24 protein-coding genes are annotated in these 19,760 nt (G+C 65.5%); 16 read left to right on the top strand and 8 right to left on the bottom strand.

Translation table 11 applies throughout. From position 1 onward, the window contains the following. The first annotated feature begins 9 nt into the window (after positions 1-9). The 6 genes from VGV41_RS18050 to VGV41_RS18025 all read left to right on the top strand — a co-directional run bounded on the left by VGV41_RS18050 (position 10) and on the right by VGV41_RS18025 (position 4,711). Positions 10-858 carry a DUF2182 domain-containing protein gene (locus tag VGV41_RS18050; RefSeq protein ID WP_326865366.1) on the top strand — a complete coding sequence of 283 codons (849 nt, stop codon included), beginning with the start codon at positions 10-12 and terminating at the stop codon, positions 856-858. A 70-nt stretch (positions 859-928) separates the two neighbouring features. Beyond that, positions 929-1,510 (top strand): DUF1326 domain-containing protein, encoded by a 582-nt coding sequence (locus VGV41_RS18045; protein WP_326865379.1) that lies wholly within the window; start codon positions 929-931, stop codon positions 1,508-1,510. Continuing rightward, the gene (locus VGV41_RS18040; protein ID WP_326865365.1) at positions 1,511-2,188 is read left to right on the top strand and encodes a CDP-alcohol phosphatidyltransferase family protein; all 678 of its coding nucleotides are present in this window, start codon (positions 1,511-1,513) and stop codon (positions 2,186-2,188) included. A gap of 12 nt (positions 2,189-2,200) precedes the next feature. Continuing rightward, entirely contained in the window at positions 2,201-2,932 is a 732-nt protein-coding gene (locus VGV41_RS18035) for an SDR family oxidoreductase (protein WP_326865364.1), read from the top strand. A gap of 90 nt (positions 2,933-3,022) precedes the next feature. Beyond that, positions 3,023-4,000, top strand: a complete 978-nt coding sequence (locus VGV41_RS18030; RefSeq protein WP_326865363.1) for a quinone oxidoreductase — start codon at positions 3,023-3,025, stop codon at positions 3,998-4,000. 12 nt (positions 4,001-4,012) lie between these two features. After that, on the top strand, positions 4,013-4,711 hold the full coding sequence (locus VGV41_RS18025; RefSeq protein ID WP_326865362.1) for a type II CAAX endopeptidase family protein: 699 nt from the start codon (positions 4,013-4,015) through the stop codon (positions 4,709-4,711). On the opposite strand, the gene bioD is transcribed toward VGV41_RS18025, so the two are convergent. Both bioD and bioF read right to left on the bottom strand, forming a co-directional pair. Further along, complete coding sequence (bioD, locus tag VGV41_RS18020; RefSeq protein WP_326865361.1) at positions 4,712-5,389, bottom strand: dethiobiotin synthase; 678 nt, start codon at positions 5,387-5,389, stop codon at positions 4,712-4,714. Beyond that, positions 5,386-6,543, bottom strand: a complete 1,158-nt coding sequence (bioF, locus tag VGV41_RS18015; protein ID WP_326865360.1) for an 8-amino-7-oxononanoate synthase — start codon at positions 6,541-6,543, stop codon at positions 5,386-5,388. Before bioF ends, bioD begins: the two co-directional genes overlap by 4 nt. A gap of 40 nt (positions 6,544-6,583) precedes the next feature. Between bioF and VGV41_RS18010 the strand changes: the two genes are divergently transcribed. Together VGV41_RS18010 and VGV41_RS18005 are read left to right on the top strand one after the other, a co-directional pair. Beyond that, complete coding sequence (locus VGV41_RS18010; protein WP_326865359.1) at positions 6,584-7,873, top strand: adenosylmethionine--8-amino-7-oxononanoate transaminase; 1,290 nt, start codon at positions 6,584-6,586, stop codon at positions 7,871-7,873. An 11-nt stretch (positions 7,874-7,884) separates the two neighbouring features. Continuing rightward, positions 7,885-8,781 carry an amidohydrolase family protein gene (locus VGV41_RS18005; protein WP_326865358.1) on the top strand — a complete coding sequence of 299 codons (897 nt, stop codon included), beginning with the start codon at positions 7,885-7,887 and terminating at the stop codon, positions 8,779-8,781. Here the strand turns inward: VGV41_RS18005 and VGV41_RS18000 are convergent, their stop codons facing one another. Then, the gene (locus VGV41_RS18000; protein ID WP_326865357.1) at positions 8,782-10,170 is read right to left on the bottom strand and encodes a bifunctional serine/threonine-protein kinase/universal stress protein; all 1,389 of its coding nucleotides are present in this window, start codon (positions 10,168-10,170) and stop codon (positions 8,782-8,784) included. Beyond that, a complete protein-coding gene (locus VGV41_RS17995; protein ID WP_326865356.1) occupies positions 10,170-10,910 on the bottom strand; it encodes a metallophosphoesterase family protein in 741 nt (246 codons plus the stop codon). The genes VGV41_RS18000 and VGV41_RS17995 overlap by 1 nt, the downstream gene beginning before the upstream one ends. 163 nt (positions 10,911-11,073) lie before the next feature. On the opposite strand from VGV41_RS17995, the gene VGV41_RS17990 reads away from it, so the two are divergent. Then, the gene (locus VGV41_RS17990; RefSeq protein WP_326865355.1) at positions 11,074-11,346 is read left to right on the top strand and encodes a hypothetical protein; all 273 of its coding nucleotides are present in this window, start codon (positions 11,074-11,076) and stop codon (positions 11,344-11,346) included. A 58-nt stretch (positions 11,347-11,404) separates the two neighbouring features. On the opposite strand, the gene rimO is transcribed toward VGV41_RS17990, so the two are convergent. Together rimO and VGV41_RS17980 are read right to left on the bottom strand one after the other, a co-directional pair. Continuing rightward, complete coding sequence (gene rimO, locus VGV41_RS17985; protein WP_326865354.1) at positions 11,405-12,769, bottom strand: 30S ribosomal protein S12 methylthiotransferase RimO; 1,365 nt, start codon at positions 12,767-12,769, stop codon at positions 11,405-11,407. A 172-nt stretch (positions 12,770-12,941) separates the two neighbouring features. Then, positions 12,942-13,742: an aspartyl/asparaginyl beta-hydroxylase domain-containing protein gene (locus VGV41_RS17980; protein ID WP_326865353.1), complete on the bottom strand. Its 801-nt coding sequence runs from the start codon at positions 13,740-13,742 to the stop codon at positions 12,942-12,944. A 195-nt stretch (positions 13,743-13,937) separates the two neighbouring features. Between VGV41_RS17980 and VGV41_RS17975 the strand changes: the two genes are divergently transcribed. From VGV41_RS17975 to VGV41_RS17945, 7 genes are all read left to right on the top strand, one after another. After that, a complete protein-coding gene (locus VGV41_RS17975) occupies positions 13,938-14,261 on the top strand; it encodes a hypothetical protein (RefSeq protein ID WP_326865352.1) in 324 nt (107 codons plus the stop codon). A gap of 8 nt (positions 14,262-14,269) precedes the next feature. Beyond that, a complete protein-coding gene (locus VGV41_RS17970) occupies positions 14,270-14,692 on the top strand; it encodes a DUF2147 domain-containing protein (protein WP_326865351.1) in 423 nt (140 codons plus the stop codon). Positions 14,693-14,818: 126 nt separating this feature from the next. Further along, a complete protein-coding gene (locus VGV41_RS17965) occupies positions 14,819-15,037 on the top strand; it encodes a hypothetical protein (protein ID WP_326865350.1) in 219 nt (72 codons plus the stop codon). Positions 15,038-15,044: 7 nt separating this feature from the next. After that, positions 15,045-15,293, top strand: a complete 249-nt coding sequence (locus VGV41_RS17960) for a PilZ domain-containing protein (RefSeq protein ID WP_326865349.1) — start codon at positions 15,045-15,047, stop codon at positions 15,291-15,293. Positions 15,294-15,470: 177 nt separating this feature from the next. After that, positions 15,471-16,247, top strand: coding sequence for a hypothetical protein (locus VGV41_RS17955; RefSeq protein ID WP_326865348.1), 777 nt, complete (start codon positions 15,471-15,473; stop codon positions 16,245-16,247). Positions 16,248-16,309: 62 nt separating this feature from the next. Continuing rightward, positions 16,310-16,732, top strand: a complete 423-nt coding sequence (locus VGV41_RS17950) for a plasmid mobilization protein (RefSeq protein ID WP_326865347.1) — start codon at positions 16,310-16,312, stop codon at positions 16,730-16,732. An 837-nt stretch (positions 16,733-17,569) separates the two neighbouring features. Next, entirely contained in the window at positions 17,570-17,842 is a 273-nt protein-coding gene (locus tag VGV41_RS17945) for a hypothetical protein (protein WP_326865346.1), read from the top strand. Positions 17,843-17,996: 154 nt separating this feature from the next. Here VGV41_RS17945 and VGV41_RS17940 read toward each other — a convergent pair whose 3' ends face one another. Continuing rightward, positions 17,997-18,848, bottom strand: a complete 852-nt coding sequence (locus VGV41_RS17940; protein WP_326865345.1) for a hypothetical protein — start codon at positions 18,846-18,848, stop codon at positions 17,997-17,999. Positions 18,849-18,988: 140 nt separating this feature from the next. Then, on the bottom strand, positions 18,989-19,522 hold the full coding sequence (locus VGV41_RS17935) for a hypothetical protein (RefSeq protein ID WP_326865344.1): 534 nt from the start codon (positions 19,520-19,522) through the stop codon (positions 18,989-18,991). Positions 19,523-19,760 lie beyond the last annotated feature (238 nt).

Raw genomic sequence — 19,760 nt, 5'->3', positions numbered from 1 at the left:
AGGACTGCAATGACCGAGACGACCGAACCGCATCCGCTCGCCAGCGCCTTTGCCCGGCCGAAGCTGATCGCCGTCGGTTGCGTGGTGGCGCTTGCAGCCCTGGGATGGCTGTATCTGGCCGTCGTCATCGCCGATATGGGCGGCTCGCCTGTACCCGGCACAGGCCTGCTCGCCGGGCTGCCGCGCGCCGTGCAGGTGCTGTGCCGGCCGCTGTTCGGCGAAAGCGTGCCCGTGCAGGGCGTGCTGCTGATCGCGCCGATGTGGGGCGCCATGACGCTCGCGATGATGCTGCCGACCGCCGGCCCGATGATCCTCACTTATGCCGAGATCGCCGACACGGCGAAACGAAAGGGCGAGCGCATCGTCTCGCCGCTGGTGCTCGCCGCCGGCTACCTGCTGATGTGGTTCGCCTTTGCGCTCGTGGCCACGTTTGCACAGGTGCTGTTCACGCGCCTGGCGCTGCTCGACACCGGCATGGCGTCGGCCAGCACATTGTTCTCCGGCGCCATCTTCATCGCTGCCGGCGTCTACCAGTTCACCCCGCTCAAGCACGCCTGCCTCAATCAGTGCCAGCGGCCGTTCCCGTTCTTCTTCGCCAACTGGCAGACGACGGCGAAGGGCGTGTTCCGGCTCGGCGTGCAGCAGGGGCTCTACTGCCTCGGCTGCTGCTGGGCGATGATGCTGCTGATGTTCGCCGTCGGCGTCATGAACGTCGTCTGGATGGCCGGGCTTGGCATCGTGATGACCATCGAGAAGATCGGCTCCGGCCGCCGCTTCAGCCATGCGGTCGGCGTCGTGCTCATCCTCGGCGGGATAGCCTTCGTGGTCAGCGCCTTTGCGGCCCATTGGCCGGCGTGAGCGAATTCGCTAACAATCGGGTCAAACACGGGGAGCGGACGTGGCCGAGAGCTGGGCGCTGAAAGGCGAGATGACGTTGTCGTGCAGTTGCACGGTGTTCTGTCCGTGCGTGCTGTCGCTGGGCGAGCATCCGCCGACCGAGGACCGCTGCCAGACCTGGGCGGGCGTGCGTATCGATTCTGGCCATTTCGACACCATCGACCTCGCCGGCATCAATCTCGGCCTGATGATGGACCTGCCCGGCATCATGGCGCGCGGCAACTGGACCGCGGCGTTGTTCGTCGACGACAAGGCGCCGATCCAGGCGGTGAAGGGGCTGACCCGCATCTTCACCGGCCGCGTCGGCGGCACCACGCATCTCCTGTCGATCCTGGTCGGCCAGTTCCTCGGCGTGCATCAAATCCCGATCACCTACGAGACGCAGGGCGATACGCGCATCGTCACGCTGGAGAAATACGGCGGCGGCGCGGTGACGCCGGTGAAGGGCAAGGAGCAGGGCGGCAACGTCGTCATCAGGAACAGCCAGTACTGGATCGGTCCCGACGTCATCGTCGCCAAGTCGGACAAGTCGCGCTTCCGCGGCTTCGGCCGCAACTGGAATCTCGCCGGCCGCTCGGCCGAGATCGTCAAGCTCGACTGGGGCAACGCCTAAATGGTCGCAATCCGCGCCTGGGCGGTGCACGTGCTCACCGCATGCGGCGCGGCGCTGGCGTTGATGGCGCTGATCTTCGCCACCGGCGGCCAATGGGAGGCGATGTTCTTCTGCCTCGGCTTCGCACTGATCGTTGACGGTGTCGACGGACCTCTGGCGCGCGAATTCAAAGTGGCCGAAGTGTTGCCGCGCTGGTCGGGCGAGACGCTCGACCTCGTCGTCGATTTCGTCACCTACGTCTTCGTGCCGGCCTTCGCCATCGCCGCCAGCGGGCTGATGCCGGAATTCCTCACCATTCCCGCGGGCGTCATTGTCGTCATTTCCGGCGCGATCTACTTCGCCGACCGCAAGATGAAGACCGACGACAACTATTTCCGCGGTTTCCCGGCGGTGTGGAATCTGGCGGCGTTCTATCTCTACGTGCTGCAGCCGCCGGAATGGGTCGGCTTTGCCGGCGTGGTCGCACTGGCGGTCTTGAGCTTCGCGCCGGTGAAATTCCTCCACCCCTTGCGCGTGAGGCACTGGCGCTGGCTCAATGTGGCGCTGCTGGCGCTGTGGGCGGTGCTGGCTTTCGTCGCGCTGATCTCCGGCATGCTGCCGGGACCGTGGGTGACGGTGCCGCTGTGCCTGATCGCGCTCTATTTCTTCCTCGCCGGTTTTTTCGGCCGGCCCGCCTGACAGGAGTTCAATATGCCCGTCCTTCTCGTCGCCGGCGGCAGCCGGGGTATCGGCGCCGCCACCGCGCGTCTTGCCGCGAAGAGCGGATACGACGTCGCGGTCAACTACGTCGCCAATGCCGGAGCCGCGTCAGGCGTCGTGAAGGCCGTCGAGGCTTTGGGTCGCCGCGCCGTGGCGATCAAGGGCGACATGGGCAAGGAGGCCGACATCGAGCGCGTGTTCGATCAGGCCGCGAACACCCTCGGAGCCGTGACGCACTTCGTGCATTCCTCCGGCGTGATCGGGCCATTCTCGCGCCTCGACGAGGCGAGCACGGAGACCATGCGCGCGGCGGTCGACGTCAACACGCTCGGCGCGCTGCTCTGCCTGCGCGCCGCCATCCGCCGCATGTCGACCAGGCACGGCGGCAAAGGCGGCTCGATCGTGATGCTGTCGTCGATGGCGGCGTCGATCGGCGGCGCCAACGAGTGCATCTGGTACGCGGCGTCGAAGGGCGCGGTCGATTCGATGGTGATCGGCGCCTCGCGCGAGGTAGCGAAGGAAGGCGTTCGCATCAACGCCATCTCGCCGGGCATGATCGACACAGACATCCAGCCGCCGGGGCGGCTGGAAAAACTCGGGCCGATGATCCCGATGGGCCGCGCGGGAACGGCGGAGGAGGTGGCGGACGCAATCCTGTACCTCCTGTCGGACGCGGCGGGCTATGTAACGGGCACCAATCTGCGCGTCTCCGGCGGCCGCTGATGCGCGGATGAGCCTGCTTGCGCTCCGCCAAGCGCTGCCTATGATCGCCGCCGAACGAGCGTCAGAAAACACCACTTGAAGGGGTGAAACATGGTTGCCGCGGTACGCGTACACAAACATGGCGGTCCGGAGGTGCTGACCTTCGAGGACGTCGAGATCCCGGCGCCCGGTCAGGGCCAGGTCAAGATCAAGCAGCACGCCTGCGGCATCAATTTCATCGACACCTATTTCCGCGACGGCCTCTATCCGTCGCCGGCCGGCATGCCGTTCATTGCCGGCAACGAGAGCGCCGGTGAGGTGATCCAGGTCGGTGCCGGCGTTACCGAACTCAAGGTCGGCGACCGCGTCGCCTTCGTGGGTCCGCTGGGCGGCTATGCCGCCGAGCGCGTCATCCCCGCCGCGCGCGCCGTCAAGCTGCCCGACAACATCAGCTACGAGCAGGCCGCCGGCATGATGCTCAAGGGCCAGACCGCGCAGTACCTGCTCAACCGCACCTTCAAGGTCACCAAGGGCACGACCGTGCTGATGCACGCCGCCGCCGGCGGCGTCGGCCTCATCCTGTGCCAGTGGGCGAACCATCTCGGCGCCACCGTGATCGGCACCGTCGGCTCCAAGGACAAGGCCGCGCTCGCCAAGGCGAACGGCTGCCACCACACCATCCTTTATCGCGACGAGAACTTCGTCGAGCGCGTGAAGGAGATCACCGGCGGCAAGCTCTGCGACGTGGTCTACGACGGCATCGGCAACGATACCTTCCCGGCCTCGCTCGACTGTATCCGCCCGCTCGGCTACTTCGTGTCGTTCGGCTCGGCCTCCGGCCCGATCAAGGCGTTCGACATCAACCTGCTGCAGTTCAAGGGCTCGTTGTTCGCGACGCGGCCGACGCTCAACCACTACGCGGCCAAGCGCGAGGAACTGCTGTCGATCTCCGCCGACCTGTTCGACAAGGTCGGCTCGGGCGCGGTGAAGATCCCGGTGAACCAGAAGTACGCGCTCAAGGATGCGCGCAAGGCGCATGAGGATCTGGAAAGCCGCCACACGACCGGCTCGTCGATCCTGATCCCGTAAAGAGCATACCGCATGACGCCCTGGGGCCGTTTCGCCACACTCGGCCTCGGGGCCGTCGCGCTTTTCGTTGGTCAGTTCATCGCGCTTGCCGCGCTGACCTGGTATTTCGGCATGTCGCTGATGCGGCTGCCGGACCTCTCCGCCGACGGCGTGGCGGTCGTCATCATCATCCTCGTCTCGACGCCGATCGAGGTCGCGCTGCTGATGCTGTTCGCGCAGCGGCGCGGTCCGGCGGCGGAGTATCTCGGCTGGATTATGCCGCGGCGCGCCGACGTGATCGTCGGCTTCATTACCATTGCCGTGTTCATCGCGCTCGCCGATCTCGTCAGCTGGCTGACGGGCCACGCCGTCGTCACCGCGTTTCAGACCGACATCTACACGACAGCCAGCGCGCAGGGCTGGCTCATGCTGCTGTGGCTGGCGATCATCGTGGTGACGCCGTTCGGCGAGGAGAGCCTGTTCCGCGGCTTCCTGTTCCGCGGCTGGTTCCGGGAGCCGAAGGACGCCTGGTTCGCCATCGTCGCGACCAGCGGCCTTTTCGCACTGCTGCACGTGCAGTACGACTGGTTCGTGATCGCGCAGGTGTTCTGTTTCGGCCTGCTGCTCGGCTGGATGCGCTGGGTGTCGGGATCGACCGTGCTGACGATGATGCTGCACGGCTTCATCAACTTCGAAGGCATGATCGAGACTTTGATCGGGCTGCACCGCTGATCAGAGCAGCGCGGCGATACGCGCGAAGGCGGGATGTTGCGTCAGCCCGCCCGGCAGGCGCGGCAGGCCCACGACCTCGGTGCCGGCGGCAAAGCGCGCGATGCTCGCGACCGTGTCCTCGAGCGGCACCGTATCGTTGTCCTTCTCGCTCACCACGATCGAGGCGATGCGAAGATCGCGCTTCGTCAGCACGTCGAGCGCGGTCAGCGTGTGGCTGATGGTGCCGAGATAGCCGCCGACGACGAGGATCACCGGCAGCTTCAGCGCCGCCATCCAGTCGACGACCGTGCGCTGCGCGTCGATGGGCACCATGATGCCGCCGACGCCTTCGATGAACAGGATGCCGGTCTCGGCGGCGACGGCGTTGCGGCTGAAAGCGACGAGTTCGTCGAAGTCGATGGCGCGGCCCTCGCGCGCGGCGGCGATGTCGGGCGACAGCGGCGCGCGGAAACGAAACGGCGCAATGGCGGCGATGGCGTCCGCCGACACCGGCTGATTAAGCGCACGCAACAGCACGGCCGGATCGCTGGTCTCGACCACGGATGAATCATAGCCGCTGACCAGTGGCTTGAGCGCCGCCACCGGCTGCCCGGCCTGCTTGAGATAGCGAATGAGGCCGGCGGTGACGAAGGTCTTGCCGATGTCGGTGCCGGTCGAGGTGACGAAATAGGCGGTCACGGGCGGGCCAGAATGCGGTCGCGCACGAGGCCGGCGAGGCGGGCGATCTCGTCGTCCGGATGCTGTGCGGTGAAGGTGAGCCGCAGGCGGGCGGTGCCGGCGGGCACGGTCGGCGGGCGGATGGCGGCCGCGAGGAAACCCTCGTTCGCCAGCATGTCGGAGGCGGCAAGCGCATCCTCCTCGCCGCCGATGAGGATCGGCACGATCGGGCTGACGGCGTCGGGCAGGCCGACTTTGCGCGTGAACGCCTGCGCCTTCTGCACCGGCAGCGCCGAGTAATCCGGCTCGCGTTCGATCACGTCGAGCGCGGCGATTGCCGCGGCGACGATCGCCGGCGGCAGGCCGGTCGAATAGATGAGCGTGCGCGCACGGTTGCGCATCAGGTCTATCACCGACGCCGAGGCGCAGAGATAGCCGCCATAGGCGCCGATCGCCTTCGACAAAGTACCCATCTGCAGCGGCACCGGCACATGGGCGTTGCCGGTGAAGGAAGAGCCGCGGCCGCCGCCGACGACGCCGAGGCCGTGCGCATCGTCCGACATCAGCCAGGCATCGTGTTCGTCACCGAGGGCGCGCAACGCATCGAGCGGCGCGAGATCGCCGTCCATCGAGAACACGCCGTCGGTGACGATCAGGGCGCGGTCGTGTTCCGCGCGGTGCGTCGCCAGCAGTTCGCATGCATGCGCGACGTCGTTGTGTCGGAAAGTGACGACCTTGCCGCGCGACAGCTGCGCGCCGGCGTAAAGGCAGGCGTGCGCCAGTTCGTCGATGACAATGAGCCCGTCGGTGCCGATCAGCACCGGGATGATCCCGGCATTGGCCAGATAGCCGGAACCGAACACGACCGCCGCCTCGGCGTGCTTGATGCGGGCGAGGCGCGCTTCCAGTTCGGCATAGAGCGGGTGATTGCCGGTGACGAGGCGCGAGGCGCCTGAGCCGGCGCCGTACTTCGCCAGCGCGGCGGCGGCGGCTGCCTTCACCGCCGGGTGCTGCGTCAGATTCAAATAGTCGTTGCACGAGAAGGAGAGCAGGCGGCGGCCGCCACGTTCGACCCAGATGCCGTCCTCGCGCAAGGTCTCGGTCAGCGACCGGCGCAGGTGCTGCCGGTCGAGAGAATCCAGTTTTGCTTGCGCGAAGGCGTCGAGCGAGTGCATCAGGTGTCCTGTGGCCGTCCGGCCGGCAAGGAAGCGCCAAATGGCGGAGAATACCAGAGAAAATCGCGCCCCGCCGGACTGGTATGCGGCGGGCCTCGATCACGTCTGGCTGCCTTATACGCAGATGAAGACGGCACGGGCGCCACTGGCGGTCGTGTCAACGGAGGGCGTGCGCCTTCGGCTCGCGGACGGGCGCGAGCTGATCGACGGCATCGCCTCGTGGTGGACCGCCTGCCACGGCTACAATCACCCGCACATCCGCGAGGCCGTGGCGCGGCAGCTCGCCACCATGCCGCATGTGATGTTCGGCGGGCTGGCGCACGAGCAGGCGCTGACTTTGGCGCGGCGGCTCGCGGCGCTGCTGCCGGGCAACCTTGAGCGCGTGTTCTTCTCCGACTCCGGCTCGGTCGCCGTCGAGGTCGCGCTGAAGATGGCGGTGCAATACTGGATCAACCGCGGCGTCCGCGGCCGCACGCGCTTCGTCGCGTTCACCGGCGGCTATCACGGCGACACCACGGGCGCGATGGCGGTGTGCGATCCGCATGAGGGCATGCACGCGCTGTTCGCCGGACTGCTGCCGCGGCAGATCATCGCCGAGCTGCCGACCAGCGACGAGAAGGCGGACGCGCTCGATGCGCTGCTCGCGGAGCGCGCGGACACGATCGCTGGCATTATCGTCGAACCGCTGGTGCAGGGCGCCGGCGGCATGCTGTTCCATGACGCGGCGACGCTGAAGCGCCTGCGCGCGCTCGCCGACAAGTACGAGCTGCTGCTCATCTTCGACGAGATCTTCACCGGCTTCGGTCGCACCGGCGCAATGTTCGCCTGCGAAGCGGCCGGTGTGACGCCGGACATCATTACGCTGTCGAAGGCGCTGACCGGCGGCACGCTGCCGCTCGCTGCCACGGTCGCAAGCGCCAGGGTGTTCGACGCCTTCTGGGCGGACGATCCGCAGGCGGCGCTGATGCACGGGCCGACCTTCATGGCCAACGCGCTCGCCTGCGCCGCCGCCAACGCTTCGCTCGACCTGTTCGAACGCGAGCCGCGGCAGCAACAGGTGGCGGACATCGCGCAGCGGCTGGAGCAGGGGTTGGCGCCCTGTCGCCAGTTGTCCGGCGTCAAGGACGTGCGCGTGAAAGGCGCCATCGGCGTGGTCGAGATGGCGCGCATCGACGACGCCGACGCGCTGCGCGCGCGCTTCGTCGTGGAGGGCGTGTTCATCCGCCCGTTCGGCAATATCATCTATCTCGTGCCGGCCTTCACGATACAGCCGGACGAGCTCGACAAACTGACAAGCGCGATCGTCGAGGTCGTGCGCAAAGGCGTCTGAGAGGACACGGAATGCCCGAGTACACCGGCCCGGTGATCGACACGCATCACCACATCTGGCGGCGCAAGGACGTGCCGTGGCTCGCCGAGCCGCCGATCCCTCGCATGTTCGGGGACTATTTCGGCATCCGCCGCGACTATCCGGTCGAGGAGTTCATGGCCGATGTCATGCCGCAGGGCGTGACGAAGTCGGTGCACGTCACCGCCAACTGGGGCCTCGATCGCGCACTCGACGAGACGCGCTGGCTGCAATCGGTCGCGGACAAACACGGCTTTCCGCACGGCATCGTCGCGCAGGTCGATCTTGCCCATCCCGACATCGAGGCGACGCTGAAGGCGCACAAGCAGTTCCCCAACATGCGCGGCGTGCGGCAGATGCTGTACTGGGATCCGCTGCCGGTACGGCAGGGGGCGCCCCGCGCCGATTACTGCAACGACCGCGACTTCCGCCGCGGCTTCGCTTTGCTGGAGAAATACGATCTCTCGTTCGAATTGCAGGTCTATGCGCCGCAAGCGGCTCATGCCATCGAGTTGATCAAGGCGTTCCCGAATGTGCGCATGATCCTGGTGCACGCCGGCATGCTCACCGAGCGCACGGAGGCGGCGATCACGGAATGGCGCGGCGCGCTCACCACGATGGCGGCGCACCCGAACCTCAATGTGAAGCTGTCCGGCCTCGGCATGTACAGCCTCGGGCTCGGCTTCGCGCAGGCGCGCCAGGTGATCCGCGACTGCATCCAGATCTTCGGCGCGGAGCGGACCATCTACGGCAGCAATTTCCCGCTGGAGAAGCTGCACGCAAGCTACGCCGATTTCTTCGGGCACTACCGCAAGGTCCTGTCGGAGTACACGGACGCCGAGCAGCGCGCGATCTTCCACGACAATGCGGCGCGGTTCTACCGGCTCTGATTACGACGGCCGCACGATGGTGACGCTGCACGGCGCCTCGGCCGCCACCTTGGCCGAGACGCTGCCGAGCAGCGAACGCATCAGCGAAGGATCGCGCGCCCCGATCAGTACATGATCGACGCGGTTGCCGCGCACGAAATCGAGGATGGCGTCGGCCGGGTCGACCGCTTCCAGAACGTGAACTGTCAGCCGCGATCCGTCGAGCTTCAAGGGCTCGGCCCAATGGCGCAGGCGCACGAGGCGGTCGACCTGCTTGCTTTGGCCGGCGACGTCGAGCGTCGTGTCGATCGCCAGCCGGTGCACCTTGTTGACATTGAGGCAGGCGAGGCGCGCCGCCGGCAGCGTCGCCAGGATGCGCGCCGTGGTCGAGCGCAGCGCCTCATTGAGGGAAACGTCGGCGGCAAGATCGACGGCGGCGGCGACGATCGGCGCCGTCGACACCTGCTCCGCCGCATCGGTCCGCTTGCGCGGCGCGGTGAGATCGGTGTTGAAGCGCCGGCGCAGCACGACGGTGAACGGATCGCGCTGCGTGCGCTCGGAGCGCTGCGTCAGCTTCACCAGCTCGGGATGGCTCAGCTCGAACGCCAGTTGGGCCGCGGTCGGATAGCGCCACGACGCCTCGATCTCGAGGCAGCGCAGCACGATCTCCTGCAACCAAGGCGGATAATCGGCGCGCAACTTGCGCGGCGGCTCGGGGTCGCGCCACAGCCGCCGGCGCATGGCGCGCAACGTCTCCCCCTCGCCGAACGGGCGCACGCCGGTCGAGAAGAAATACAAAAGGACACCAAGCGCGAACTGGTCGCTGCGCGGATCGCTGCGGTTGCCCTTGAGCTGTTCCGGCGACATATAGGGCGCGGTGCCGAACGGCACGCGGAACTCCTCCTGCATCAAGTCCGGCAGTTGCGCATGATGCGCCAGCCCATAGTCGAGCAGCACGGCGTCGCCCGTCGGACGCAGCATGATGTTGCTCGGCTTCACGTCGAGATGCACGACGTGCTGCCGGTGCAGCGCGTCGAGCGCGGTCGCGATCTTCACGCCGAGCGCGGCGACTACGTCGTAGGGCAGGGGCAGATGCTTGAGGTGCGGCAGCAGCGACTGGCCCTCGATCCGCTCCATGACGATATAGGGCTGCACGGCGAAATCGCCGGCGGCGATGAATGTCGGCACGTGCGGCCCGCCAAGCCGCGGCATGATCATCTGCTCCATCTCGAAGCTGACGACCGCGGCGGGATCGGCGCCCTCCTTGATGAGCGGCACCTTCATCAGTAACGGCGTCTCGTCGCCCGCGCGCGTCACGCGCCACAAGTCCGACATGCCGCCGCGATGCACGACGGCGTCGAGGCGAAAGCCGTCGATCACCGCGCCTGGTTCGAGCACGGGCCGGGCCATCACACGCCCCGATACAGGCGTTCGGCGAGCCACACGGGCAGGCCTTTACTGCGGATCGCGGCCGCGGCAGCGTCGACATCGTAGGGCGTGCGGCAGAAGGTGATCTGGTGCCTGTCGGTGTCGAGCATCAGCCATGCTGCCGCCGGATTGCCATCGCGCGGCTGGCCGACCGAGCCTGCGACAAGCAGCCAGCGCCGTCCGGGCAGCAGCGGGATGGGCACGCCGGTGACCGGGGTGAAGGCTGTCATCTTGGCCGCGGCGGACAGCGAGTACACCGCCGGGCGGTGCACGTGGCCGCAGAATGTGACATGCGCTGGCGTCGCCACGATGCTGCGCGCGGCCTCGACCGTGGAGGTCACGTAGGTCCAGGTTTTCGGATGGCTCGCTTCGGCGTGAACGTAGAGACGGTCGTCGTCCGTTGCGGTGAGCGGCAGGCGCGCCAGGAAATCACGCGCCGGTTTGCCGAGCTCGCCGCGCGTCCACTCCAGCGACACTTTTGCCTCGACGTTCATGGTCTCGTGCGCATCGGCGACGGCATTGTCGTGATTGCCAAGTACGGCGACCGCGCCGTCGCCGGCGAGATGCATCACCGTCTCCACCGACCACTCCGGATCGGCACCATAGCCGACATAGTCGCCGAGCAACGCGAAGCGCAGTGCACCGGCCGCGCGCGCGTCGTCGAGGCAGGCGGAGAAGGCTTGCCGGTTGGCGTGGATGTCGGCGAGGACAGCGATCAACATGACGTCATGCGACAGCGTGCCGCGTACCGCCCGTTTGACGTTGACCTTTGTCAACGCGGCCGCGGCCTGACGTTAACCCGCGTTGATCCAGATCAACCAGCCTTCATGTGCCGTTTCGCATGGTGAGTGCAATGGCGCGGTTCAGCGCCGATGGAGGACCACCATGCGAACAGGACTGACACTCTCACTCGCCGCCGGCGCGATCGCGCTGGCGATGCTGCTGCCCGCCGGCGGGGCCGGCGCGGCGCCGGTGTCCGGCGCGTCCAACGTGCCGGCGGCGGCGCAGGATCTCGGCAGCGTCGAACAGGCGCGCACCGTCTGCCGGCGCTGGTGGAACGGCCATCGCTGGGTGCAGCGCTGCGCGTGGGTCGGGCCGCACCGCTATTATGGCCCTGGCCCGTTCTATCACCGGCACTACCGCTACAATCGCTGGTAGGCGATCGCACCGTATTGCAGGGTCCGGCCCGCGTCCCGCGCGGCCGGACCTTTGCGCGTCAGAAGCCGACGACGCTGCCGTGCAGATCGTAGGCGTCGGCGCGCTCGATCTTGACGGTCGCGATTTCGCCGACGCGCAGAGGCCGGCGGCTCGCCACGTAAACGGCGCCGTCGATCTCCGGCGCATCGGCCATCGAGCGGCCCTTCGACACGCTCGGACCGACTTCGTCGATGATGACCTGCTGGCGCGTGCCGACCTTGCGCTTCAAGCGCCGCGCCGAAATCTTCTGCTGCGCCTGCATGAAGCGGTGCCAGCGGTCTTCTTTCACCTCGTCCGGAACGGCTTCGGCAATGTCGTTCGCCGCCGCGCCGTTGACTGGCTCGTATTTGAAGCAGCCGACGCGGTCGAGCGCGGCCTCGTCGAGCCATTGCAGCAGGTAGTCGAAATCGGCGTCGGTCTCGCCGGGGAAGCCGACGATGAAGGTCGAGCGCAGCGTCAGGTCGGGCGCGATCTCGCGCCAGCGCGCGATCCGCTCAAGCGTCTTCTCCTGCGAGGCAGGCCGCTTCATCCGCTTCAGGACGTCCGGCGCGGCGTGCTGCAGCGGCATGTCGAGATAGGGCAGCACCTTGCGCTCGGCCATCAGCGGGATGACCTCGTCGACGTGCGGATACGGGTAGACGTAGTGCAGCCGCACCCAGACGCCGAGCTCGCCGAGCGCGGCGGTCAGATCGATGAACTTCGCCCGCACCTCGCGGTCGCGCCATGTGCTGACGGCGTATTTGACGTCGACGCCGTAGGCGGAGGTGTCCTGCGAGATGACGAGCAGTTCCTTGACGCCGGCGGCGACAAGTTTCTCGGCTTCGCGCAGCACGTCGGCGGCGGGGCGCGAGACGAGATCGCCGCGCAGCTTCGGGATGATGCAGAAGGAGCAGCGGTTGTTGCAGCCTTCGGAAATCTTCAGATAGGCGTAGTGGCGCGGCGTCAGCTTGATGCCTTCCGGCGGCACTAGATCGAGGAAAGGATCGTGCTGCGGCGGCAGCGCGCGATGCACGGCATCGAGCACGCTCTCGTATTGCTGCGGGCCGGTAATCGCCAGCACGCCCGGATGCACCGCGGTGATGTTCTCCGGTTCGGCGCCCATGCAGCCGGTGACGATGACCTTGCCGTTTTCCTTGAGCGCACCGCCGATCGCTTCCAGCGATTCCGCCTTGGCGCTGTCGAGGAAACCGCAGGTGTTGACGATGACCAGATCGGAGCCCTGGTGCTGGCGCGTCAGCTCGTAGCCCTCGGCGCGCAGGCGCGTGATGATGCGCTCGCTGTCGACCAGCGCCTTCGGGCAGCCGAGCGAAACGAAGCTCACCTTGGGGGCGGCGGTGTCGGTTTTCTTGTCGGGGTCGAGCATGCCGGGGGAGCTATAGAGCATTGGCCGCGAAAGCAAGGCGAGCCGTCAGGGGCTTCTTATCCCTCCCCCGCTTGCGGGGGAGGGTGCCGCCGAAGGCGGCGGGTGGGGGCTATTTGCAGATGACCGCGACTTAACCCCACCCCCGGCGCTGCGCGCCGGACCCTCCCCTTTCAGGGGAGGGATGAAGCGCGCGTCACCTGTTCCTCAGCGCCTCGGCCTCGGCGTAGAACCGCTTCTCCCAGGCCTTCTGGTTGTCCATGCCCTCGCGGATGAAGGGCGTGAACACGGCAAGGTTCAACAGCAGCCAGTTGAGGACGTTGGCCGGGAAGCGCAGGGGCTTGCGGAAATCGACGAACAGCACCACGCGCGTGTGCGGCGTGCGGTTCCAGGCCTCGTGCTCGAAGGCGTCGTCGAAGATCACCGCCTCGCCGTCCTTCCAGCGATAGAGCTCGTTCTCGACGCGGATGCCGAGCGCCTCGCGCGGCTCCGGCACGATGAGACCGAGATGGAGCCGCAGCACGCCGTTGTAGGGGCCCCGGTGCGGCGGCAGATGCTTGCCCGGTTCGAGGATGGAGAACATCACCGTGATGAGGCCGGGAATCTTCTGACAGGCCGCCCAGGTCTGCGGACAGAGCGCGATATTGGCGTCCGACTTGAAGCCGTAGCCGGCGAGCAGGAAGGTCTTCCAGCCGCGGTCCTGGCTGATGGTCGCGACGTCGGAGGAGATCTCGTGGAAGCCGGGCAGGTCGTCCTGGCGCGTGAGCACGCGCTCGAGCTCGGCGCGGATGGCGGGATAGTCGGCTTCGACCGCCGTCGCCCACGGGAAGACAGCCTTGTCATAGATCGGCGGATTGCCGACACGGCTCAAGCGCACGTTGAGGCGCTCGGCGCAGGCCACGACGGCCATGAAGATGCGCGTGACCAGGCTCGGTCGGCCCATCGGCTTGATGCCGTCGGTGGCGAAACGCTGCACCGGGGCCTCGGGGGCAGTCATCTCTTGCTCTGCAACGGTATTCACGGTCTTCCCTCGCGCAATGCCCCCGCGCCCTTGCTGTCACGCGACTGTAGCAATGAGACGACAGCGCCGAAAGTTGCGCCTGCGGCCGTGGGCAATGCGGCGGACGGCATAGCCTGCGGCAGGGACGGGCGCTATTCTCCCGCCGACTCCAAGGCAACCGGACGGTGCCGCATGCGCCCCTTCGTGCTCCTCTTCACCCTGCTGGCTCTCGTGACGGCGCTCCCGGCCGGCGCGGCCGACGTGACGGTGCGCCCGGCGGCGCTGACGACGCCGCAGACGCTGCCGTTCCCGCGCAGCGAACGCGCGCAGTCGGTCTGGGCCTCGGGCGTCTGCGGGACCCAATGCGGCGCCTATTGTGCGCAGGGCCTGGTCGGCTGCTTGAGCCGCAACTCGCAAGGTCAGTGCCTCAAACTCACCGACCGCTGCGACCGCTACTGCCAGAATCAGTGCCGTACGCAGGGCGGCCCGCTGCTCCCCGATTTGCTGGACTTCTGAGGCGCGGCATGCGGCGGACCCACATCCTCATCGCGGCGCTCGGCGCCTTGGCGCTTGCGCAAAGTGCGGCGGCCTCGCCGGTCGGGCTCTGGCGCGCCAAGGACGGCGCGCAGATCCGCGTCGCCACCTGCGGCAAGGCGGTCTGCGGCTTCATCGCCACGACCAATCCGCGTCTCGACCCGCAGACCGGCCGGCCGCCGGTCGACAAGCACAATCCCGATCCGGCCAAACGCCACCGGCCACTGGCCGGCATGCAGATCCTGTTCGGCATGGCGCCGAGCGCGCCCGGCGTATGGTCCGGCGAGCTCTACAATGACGACGACGGCCACACCTATCGCGGCAAGATCAGGGAACTCGGGCCCAAGGCGATCCGCATCGAAGGCTGCGCCGGAGCGCTGTGCGGCGGCGAGGAACTCACCCGCCTGAAATAGCGGCAATTTGCACGATCTGTCCGGGCGAGTTCTTCTAAATTCTTATCCAAATACTGAACAGCAACTTAGCGCGCATGCGCTAGTTTCCGCATTAAGGGAAGGGGCTTCCTGGAGTGTGGAACGCAAATGACGAAGCTGTTTTTCGATATTGTCGGACCGGAGCAGAGGCATCTCGATTTCTCGGGACGGCTGTTCTCGTCCGCGGATGAGGCCGGCGAGGCCGCGCAACTCATGAGCCTCGACCTCGGCATCACCGAAAACAGCCCCTGGGTCGGCTCGGAGGTCCAAGTCAAGGACGAGGCCGGACGTTGCCTGTTCGCCTATCCGGTCGGGCAGATGCAGTGATCGCGCCGTGTTCGCGGAGCGGAGACAATCCCCGCGCGCACGCTTCAATCGCGCGGGCCACATCCATCACGATCTGACCGGCCTGCGCCGCTGCACCATCGTCGATTTGTCGAACGGCGGCGCGCGCCTGTGCGCCGACGACGACCTGCCGCCGGAATTCACCCTCAGCATCCGCAGCGACGACGGCGAACGGCGCAAGGCCTGCCGCGTCGTCTGGCGGCTGGAGCACGAGTACGGGGTGCGGTTTTTGGAGTGAGGTTTGGCGGAAGGGGTGGGACTCTAAGCCAATAGCGCTTTTTCCCTTGAAAACCGAGCTTAAAGAGGCGCTCCCCGGGGAGTGAGTATCCACGCGGATACAAACCGCCCGGATCGCGACGGTCAAGCCCGCGGTGGCGCCCGTCTTCATCAACTTTGAAGACGAGGACGCCTCGATATGGTTAAGCGTTTGCTGTTGGCTCTATGGCGCCGTCTGCGGCCCGCAGACGGCGTCTCCAAACTCCGCGAAGAGACTTCGAAGGCCCCGCTGCTTGAGCGCGCAGAGGAGCTTAAGGTCGCCCCGCCGCCCGAGCCCATGAGCGCGATCGAGGCTGTGCGGATCCTCAAGCGCGATGCCGGACAGCTCGTCGTCGAAGGGAACCCGCCCGTCCGCCTCGTCCAAGAGGCCAGGCGGATCCTGAAGCCCATCGTGGTCGATTACCTCGACGCCCTTTCTGCGGGAGGTAATACAATACCTAGTCCTTCTCGCGGCATGAGTGCGGATGAGTTCGCCGCATTCCTTGGGGACCGGGCCGTCAATGACATTGATGGCTGGCTCGACGGACTGTTTAGCGACATCCCGGTCAGGGTCCCCAAGCCCGTCACCGACGTCCTCGTGCAGCGCGCCGCCGAAGCGCTGGGCTTCTCGCAGCCCGCCGCTGTGCGCGTTCAGCCCGCGCCTTGGTTCGCTCCAGCCGCTGAGCGCCGTATGCACGTGGTCGAGACGGCGACGGGCTTTCCGGTGTTGCCCCAGGTCACCCGGCGCGGGGATTCTCCCTTGGTGGTAGTGAGCGGGAAGAAGAAGTTCCACGAGCGGTCAGCGACGCTTTCGGGATGGCAATTCCGGGACGGCGGACTCGGGCCGCTCGCGGGACCCGGCCCCGAGGATGACGATGGGGGCGACCCGCCCGGCGACGTGCTGGTCCCGCGCGGGAACCACGGACAAGATCGGTAGCGGCAGTAGGGGAAGGGATAACGGGCAGTAGCCAGCAGTGGCGGTGGTCCAAAAGGGGGCGCATGCGCCAGGACCACCGCCAGGCCGGGCAAGGGGAATCCCCTGTGCAACCCCAAACCAAAAAGCCTCGGCGGACCGCAGCCCTTCGGCTGCGCGTCACGCAGGAGGAACGACGATCGATCGTGGCCGCCGCCGATGCCGCGGGCATGGGGATTTGTTCGTTTGCGCGCGTGACGGTGCTCAGGGCAGTCGGGCAGGTGCCCGTTGATCCCCCCGCGCGGCGCCAGATGCCCACCGAAGCTCAACGCAGCCTCGGGACGTTTCTTGGTCAGCTCGGACGCATCGGCAACAACGCCAACCAGGTCGCCCGCAAATTGAATTCGGGTCTTGCGGTTGAGCAATCGATACTCGCCGATATCCGAGACGAACTCCGCCATCTCAGACAAGCCGTGCTCGACGAATTGGGCGAGGGCGGGTGCCAATGATCATCACCATCGTCAAGCACGCTCGCACGGCAAGGGACGCCAACGCCCTTCGCAGGCACGTCTTCAAGTCAGAAGACAACGACTACGTGGACGTGGCGGAGATTGGAAACTCGCTGGCAAGTGATGTGCAAGGCGTCCTTGATGACGCTCTCGCCTATAGAGACGGCGCGTTTCCCCGCTCACCAGCCGCATTCCATATCACGCTCAACCCCGCTCGAATGTGCTCGCGAAAAACATTCCTGGAGGCCGCCCACTTGGCGCGTCTGGAGCTCGACCCGGAGGATTCGCGACCATACGCGATCGTTGTACACGGCAAGGCACGTGCTAGCGGCTCCGGATACTTGCATGGCCACCTAATATTGGGACGGTACTTTGAGGGGCGGGCCTTGAAGGAGAACTACTCCGCGATCCGCCTTGAAAAGGTAAGCCGATTGTCCGAGCGGCTTATCCTACACGAGCCCGCCGTCTTAGGGCGCAATCACGCCTCCGTGGTGCGTCATCTTAAAAAGTCGGATCCCGAGACTGCGGCCTGGCTCATTGAGGCTCATGGAGAAAGCCCCGAAAAGCCCCAAACGTCCTATTCCAGTCGAACGCGCAGCTTGGCCAAAAGACGTGGACTCAACTTGCCTCGGGCGCGGACGCAGTTGAAGCGGCTCTGGGAGACTGCGGGTGAGCTTCCGGCTTTTGAGAGAGCCATTTCGCGTAAAGGCTTCATCATCGAGAAAGGAGAGAAGCCTGGCGTCTTGGTCGTCCGACACGTCGAGTCCAACCTTGTCCTCGGTTCCGTGGATCGACTCGTCAAGGTCAATCGTCGAACCATAATGGAGATGTTTGAGCATGCCCGCAGACGAGCAGACAGATTTGATGAAAGTGCATCACGGAAGGAAGATCTTCGAGCAGACACAGAAGATCCTAGCCGGCGTGCAAGAGCTGAAGCCTCTGCTGGAATTGCTGCGCGAGCTGCCGGTGGAGTCCGGCATGGACCCGATCAAATTGATCATCAATCTTTTGGAGCAAATAGTTCAGAACCAGCGAAGCCAGAACTTAGCCATCGAAAGAGCAACCGAGCGACTCGAAGCTATTCAACGTATCATCACCGCCAAGGGTTGAAAGTGCTCCGCCATCTAGACTTAACGGCTCTGAGCAAGCTCAGCTCCTCCTTGTCCCGAAATACAAGGGCAAGGCCCCGCCGCGGTGTACGCCATGACGACTATCTGGTACGCAAGGATATTTGGGGAATTGCAATTCTGCCAAAGCCGCGCGTCTAAGCGTCGCCAAGATCGGGCACCAACGGTGCCAAACGAGCCAGCGTCAGAACGTACACGAGGGCATCGAGTTCTTTGACCCGCGCGTCGAGCCGCGACGAGAGCGAGATCTGATCCTGAAGGTGCGACTTCAACTGTACGCACTCCGCAAGCCGAGTCTCAGCTTGTTTATGGGCGAGGGCCGCCTCCGCTTTGGCGGCGGCCACGACTTGAACGAGCTCGGAATTACTTGCTCTCAATTCGGCGACCTGGGCTTCCGCATGGGCTGCCCGGTCATCGGAAAACCTCTTCGCCTCGTCGGCGGCTTTCAGCTTCAATCCTTCTGCTTCGAGATATCCCCTTACGGTACCAAGTTCGACTTGGAGCGATTGTACTTCTTCGTTGAGGCCTTCGATTTCCAAGTCGGCGGCATTGAGCTCTGCAGCTTGCTTCTCGTCGCGCTCTTCAAGGGCCTTGAGGGCGGGAACGAGACGGTCGGCGCCGCGCCTTTCCGCTGCGTCAAGGGCTGCCTGCACTTGGATTTGCCACCGTTCGGGCCGCTTACCGTCGGGAGGGTCCTTAACCGTCGACCCGGACTGCGTGTTGCCGGCGTTCGCAGATCCCTCGGGACCGGCGTCCAGCGCCGCGAGAATCCTCATGACATGGGAGACGAGGCTCATCTTGAGAGAAACGAGACGCTGCACTCCCGCGCTGGAAATCCCGTCTGGCGAGTTCTTCAGCGTCGCCATAGCGGTTTGTATTTTGTCGACGAGAGCGTCACCGTTCTCCTCGGCGAGGATCTTGCCGAATTCCCGCTGAGCCTTTGCGTAGCTATAGGGACGGCGCGGCTTCCATCCATGCGCGAAGTTCATGTCAACACCAATCCAGATGAACGCGTTACGTCGAATATAACGCGATCACGTAATGACACTATCGCGTACTATCTTTAGAGTTAATTTGCGTTAAGAAAATAACCGCCAAAGGAGGACGATGAACCCCGACGAATGTTGATCTAATTTCCTTCCTTCTCTCTTTCCCTATTTCCCTGTTTCCTCGTTTCCCTATTTCTCGGCTTTTCCGTTTTCCTGTTCTTCCCGGGTTTGCCGTAGGAGGAGGGGATCATGCCGAGGCTGATCGGGCGCGGCGGAGACACTTCTGGCAGAATCTCTTCGAACTCCGGGTCATCCGAAGACGAATTGAAGGCCGCTGCCAGGCGGGCCAGCAGTTCCATGCCCTTTTCGGTCAGTACGATTTGATTTTGGCGACGGTTGGTCGCCAAGGCGCCGCGCTCTAAGAGCCCAAGACCGCGGACCCGTCCAGGAACGCCGTTCGACAGCAAGTCGATGTGCCTTGCCAGCGACGTGTATGGTACAGCCATCGCGCGTGAGAGGTCTTGGACCGACATCCTGCCTGAAGCGAGCTCGGGAACGTACACCGCGACATAAAGAAAGGTCGACAACGCTCCGACGGACATGGTCGCGTCGCAGGTTCGTGCAACATCCAGAAACGCCTTCATGGCGTTCATGCGCGGAAAGCTCTCGCGCATACGCTTCCGAAGCTCCTCAGGCGGAAATACCAGGAAAAACATACACAAGGCCTTTCGCCATAACGCAGCGCATTTATACACGATCGCGTAGTAAGGTACTAGCGCAGTTTGGCGGGGGATGCTCTCTTTTGGTTACTCTGATCTCGACGCGGAAACTCTTTCAAAGCAGGATCCACGCGTGGTCGCTGCACACTCTGCGCGTCATGCTTCAGGGCGGTCGACCCGCTCTCCGCTCCTC

The organism is Pseudolabrys sp., assembly GCF_035943735.1.
Classification (GTDB): Bacteria; Pseudomonadota; Alphaproteobacteria; order Rhizobiales; family Xanthobacteraceae; genus Pseudolabrys.
The sequence above is the reverse complement of the archived record's forward strand: the minus strand, read 5'-3'. Positions and strand labels throughout refer to the sequence as shown.

Bases quoted from the DNA above. Each gene is read 5' to 3' on its own strand.
- VGV41_RS18050 (WP_326865366.1), top strand. From the start codon at position 10: ATGACCGAGACGACCGAACCGCATCCGCTCGCCAGCGCCTTTGCCCGG.
- VGV41_RS18045 (WP_326865379.1), top strand. From the start codon at position 929: ATGACGTTGTCGTGCAGTTGCACGGTGTTCTGTCCGTGCGTGCTGTCG.
- VGV41_RS18040 (WP_326865365.1), top strand. From the start codon at position 1,511: ATGGTCGCAATCCGCGCCTGGGCGGTGCACGTGCTCACCGCATGCGGC.
- VGV41_RS18035 (WP_326865364.1), top strand. From the start codon at position 2,201: ATGCCCGTCCTTCTCGTCGCCGGCGGCAGCCGGGGTATCGGCGCCGCC.
- VGV41_RS18030 (WP_326865363.1), top strand. From the start codon at position 3,023: ATGGTTGCCGCGGTACGCGTACACAAACATGGCGGTCCGGAGGTGCTG.
- VGV41_RS18025 (WP_326865362.1), top strand. From the start codon at position 4,013: ATGACGCCCTGGGGCCGTTTCGCCACACTCGGCCTCGGGGCCGTCGCG.
- bioF (WP_326865360.1), bottom strand. From the start codon at position 6,543: ATGCACTCGCTCGACGCCTTCGCGCAAGCAAAACTGGATTCTCTCGAC.
- VGV41_RS18010 (WP_326865359.1), top strand. From the start codon at position 6,584: ATGGCGGAGAATACCAGAGAAAATCGCGCCCCGCCGGACTGGTATGCG.
- VGV41_RS18005 (WP_326865358.1), top strand. From the start codon at position 7,885: ATGCCCGAGTACACCGGCCCGGTGATCGACACGCATCACCACATCTGG.
- VGV41_RS18000 (WP_326865357.1), bottom strand. From the start codon at position 10,170: ATGGCCCGGCCCGTGCTCGAACCAGGCGCGGTGATCGACGGCTTTCGC.
- VGV41_RS17995 (WP_326865356.1), bottom strand. From the start codon at position 10,910: ATGTTGATCGCTGTCCTCGCCGACATCCACGCCAACCGGCAAGCCTTC.
- VGV41_RS17990 (WP_326865355.1), top strand. From the start codon at position 11,074: ATGCGAACAGGACTGACACTCTCACTCGCCGCCGGCGCGATCGCGCTG.
- rimO (WP_326865354.1), bottom strand. From the start codon at position 12,769: ATGCTCTATAGCTCCCCCGGCATGCTCGACCCCGACAAGAAAACCGAC.
- VGV41_RS17980 (WP_326865353.1), bottom strand. From the start codon at position 13,742: ATGACTGCCCCCGAGGCCCCGGTGCAGCGTTTCGCCACCGACGGCATC.
- VGV41_RS17975 (WP_326865352.1), top strand. From the start codon at position 13,938: ATGCGCCCCTTCGTGCTCCTCTTCACCCTGCTGGCTCTCGTGACGGCG.
- VGV41_RS17970 (WP_326865351.1), top strand. From the start codon at position 14,270: ATGCGGCGGACCCACATCCTCATCGCGGCGCTCGGCGCCTTGGCGCTT.
- VGV41_RS17965 (WP_326865350.1), top strand. From the start codon at position 14,819: ATGACGAAGCTGTTTTTCGATATTGTCGGACCGGAGCAGAGGCATCTC.
- VGV41_RS17955 (WP_326865348.1), top strand. From the start codon at position 15,471: ATGGTTAAGCGTTTGCTGTTGGCTCTATGGCGCCGTCTGCGGCCCGCA.
- VGV41_RS17950 (WP_326865347.1), top strand. From the start codon at position 16,310: ATGCGCCAGGACCACCGCCAGGCCGGGCAAGGGGAATCCCCTGTGCAA.
- VGV41_RS17945 (WP_326865346.1), top strand. From the start codon at position 17,570: ATGCCCGCAGACGAGCAGACAGATTTGATGAAAGTGCATCACGGAAGG.
- VGV41_RS17940 (WP_326865345.1), bottom strand. From the start codon at position 18,848: ATGAACTTCGCGCATGGATGGAAGCCGCGCCGTCCCTATAGCTACGCA.
- VGV41_RS17935 (WP_326865344.1), bottom strand. From the start codon at position 19,522: ATGCGCGAGAGCTTTCCGCGCATGAACGCCATGAAGGCGTTTCTGGAT.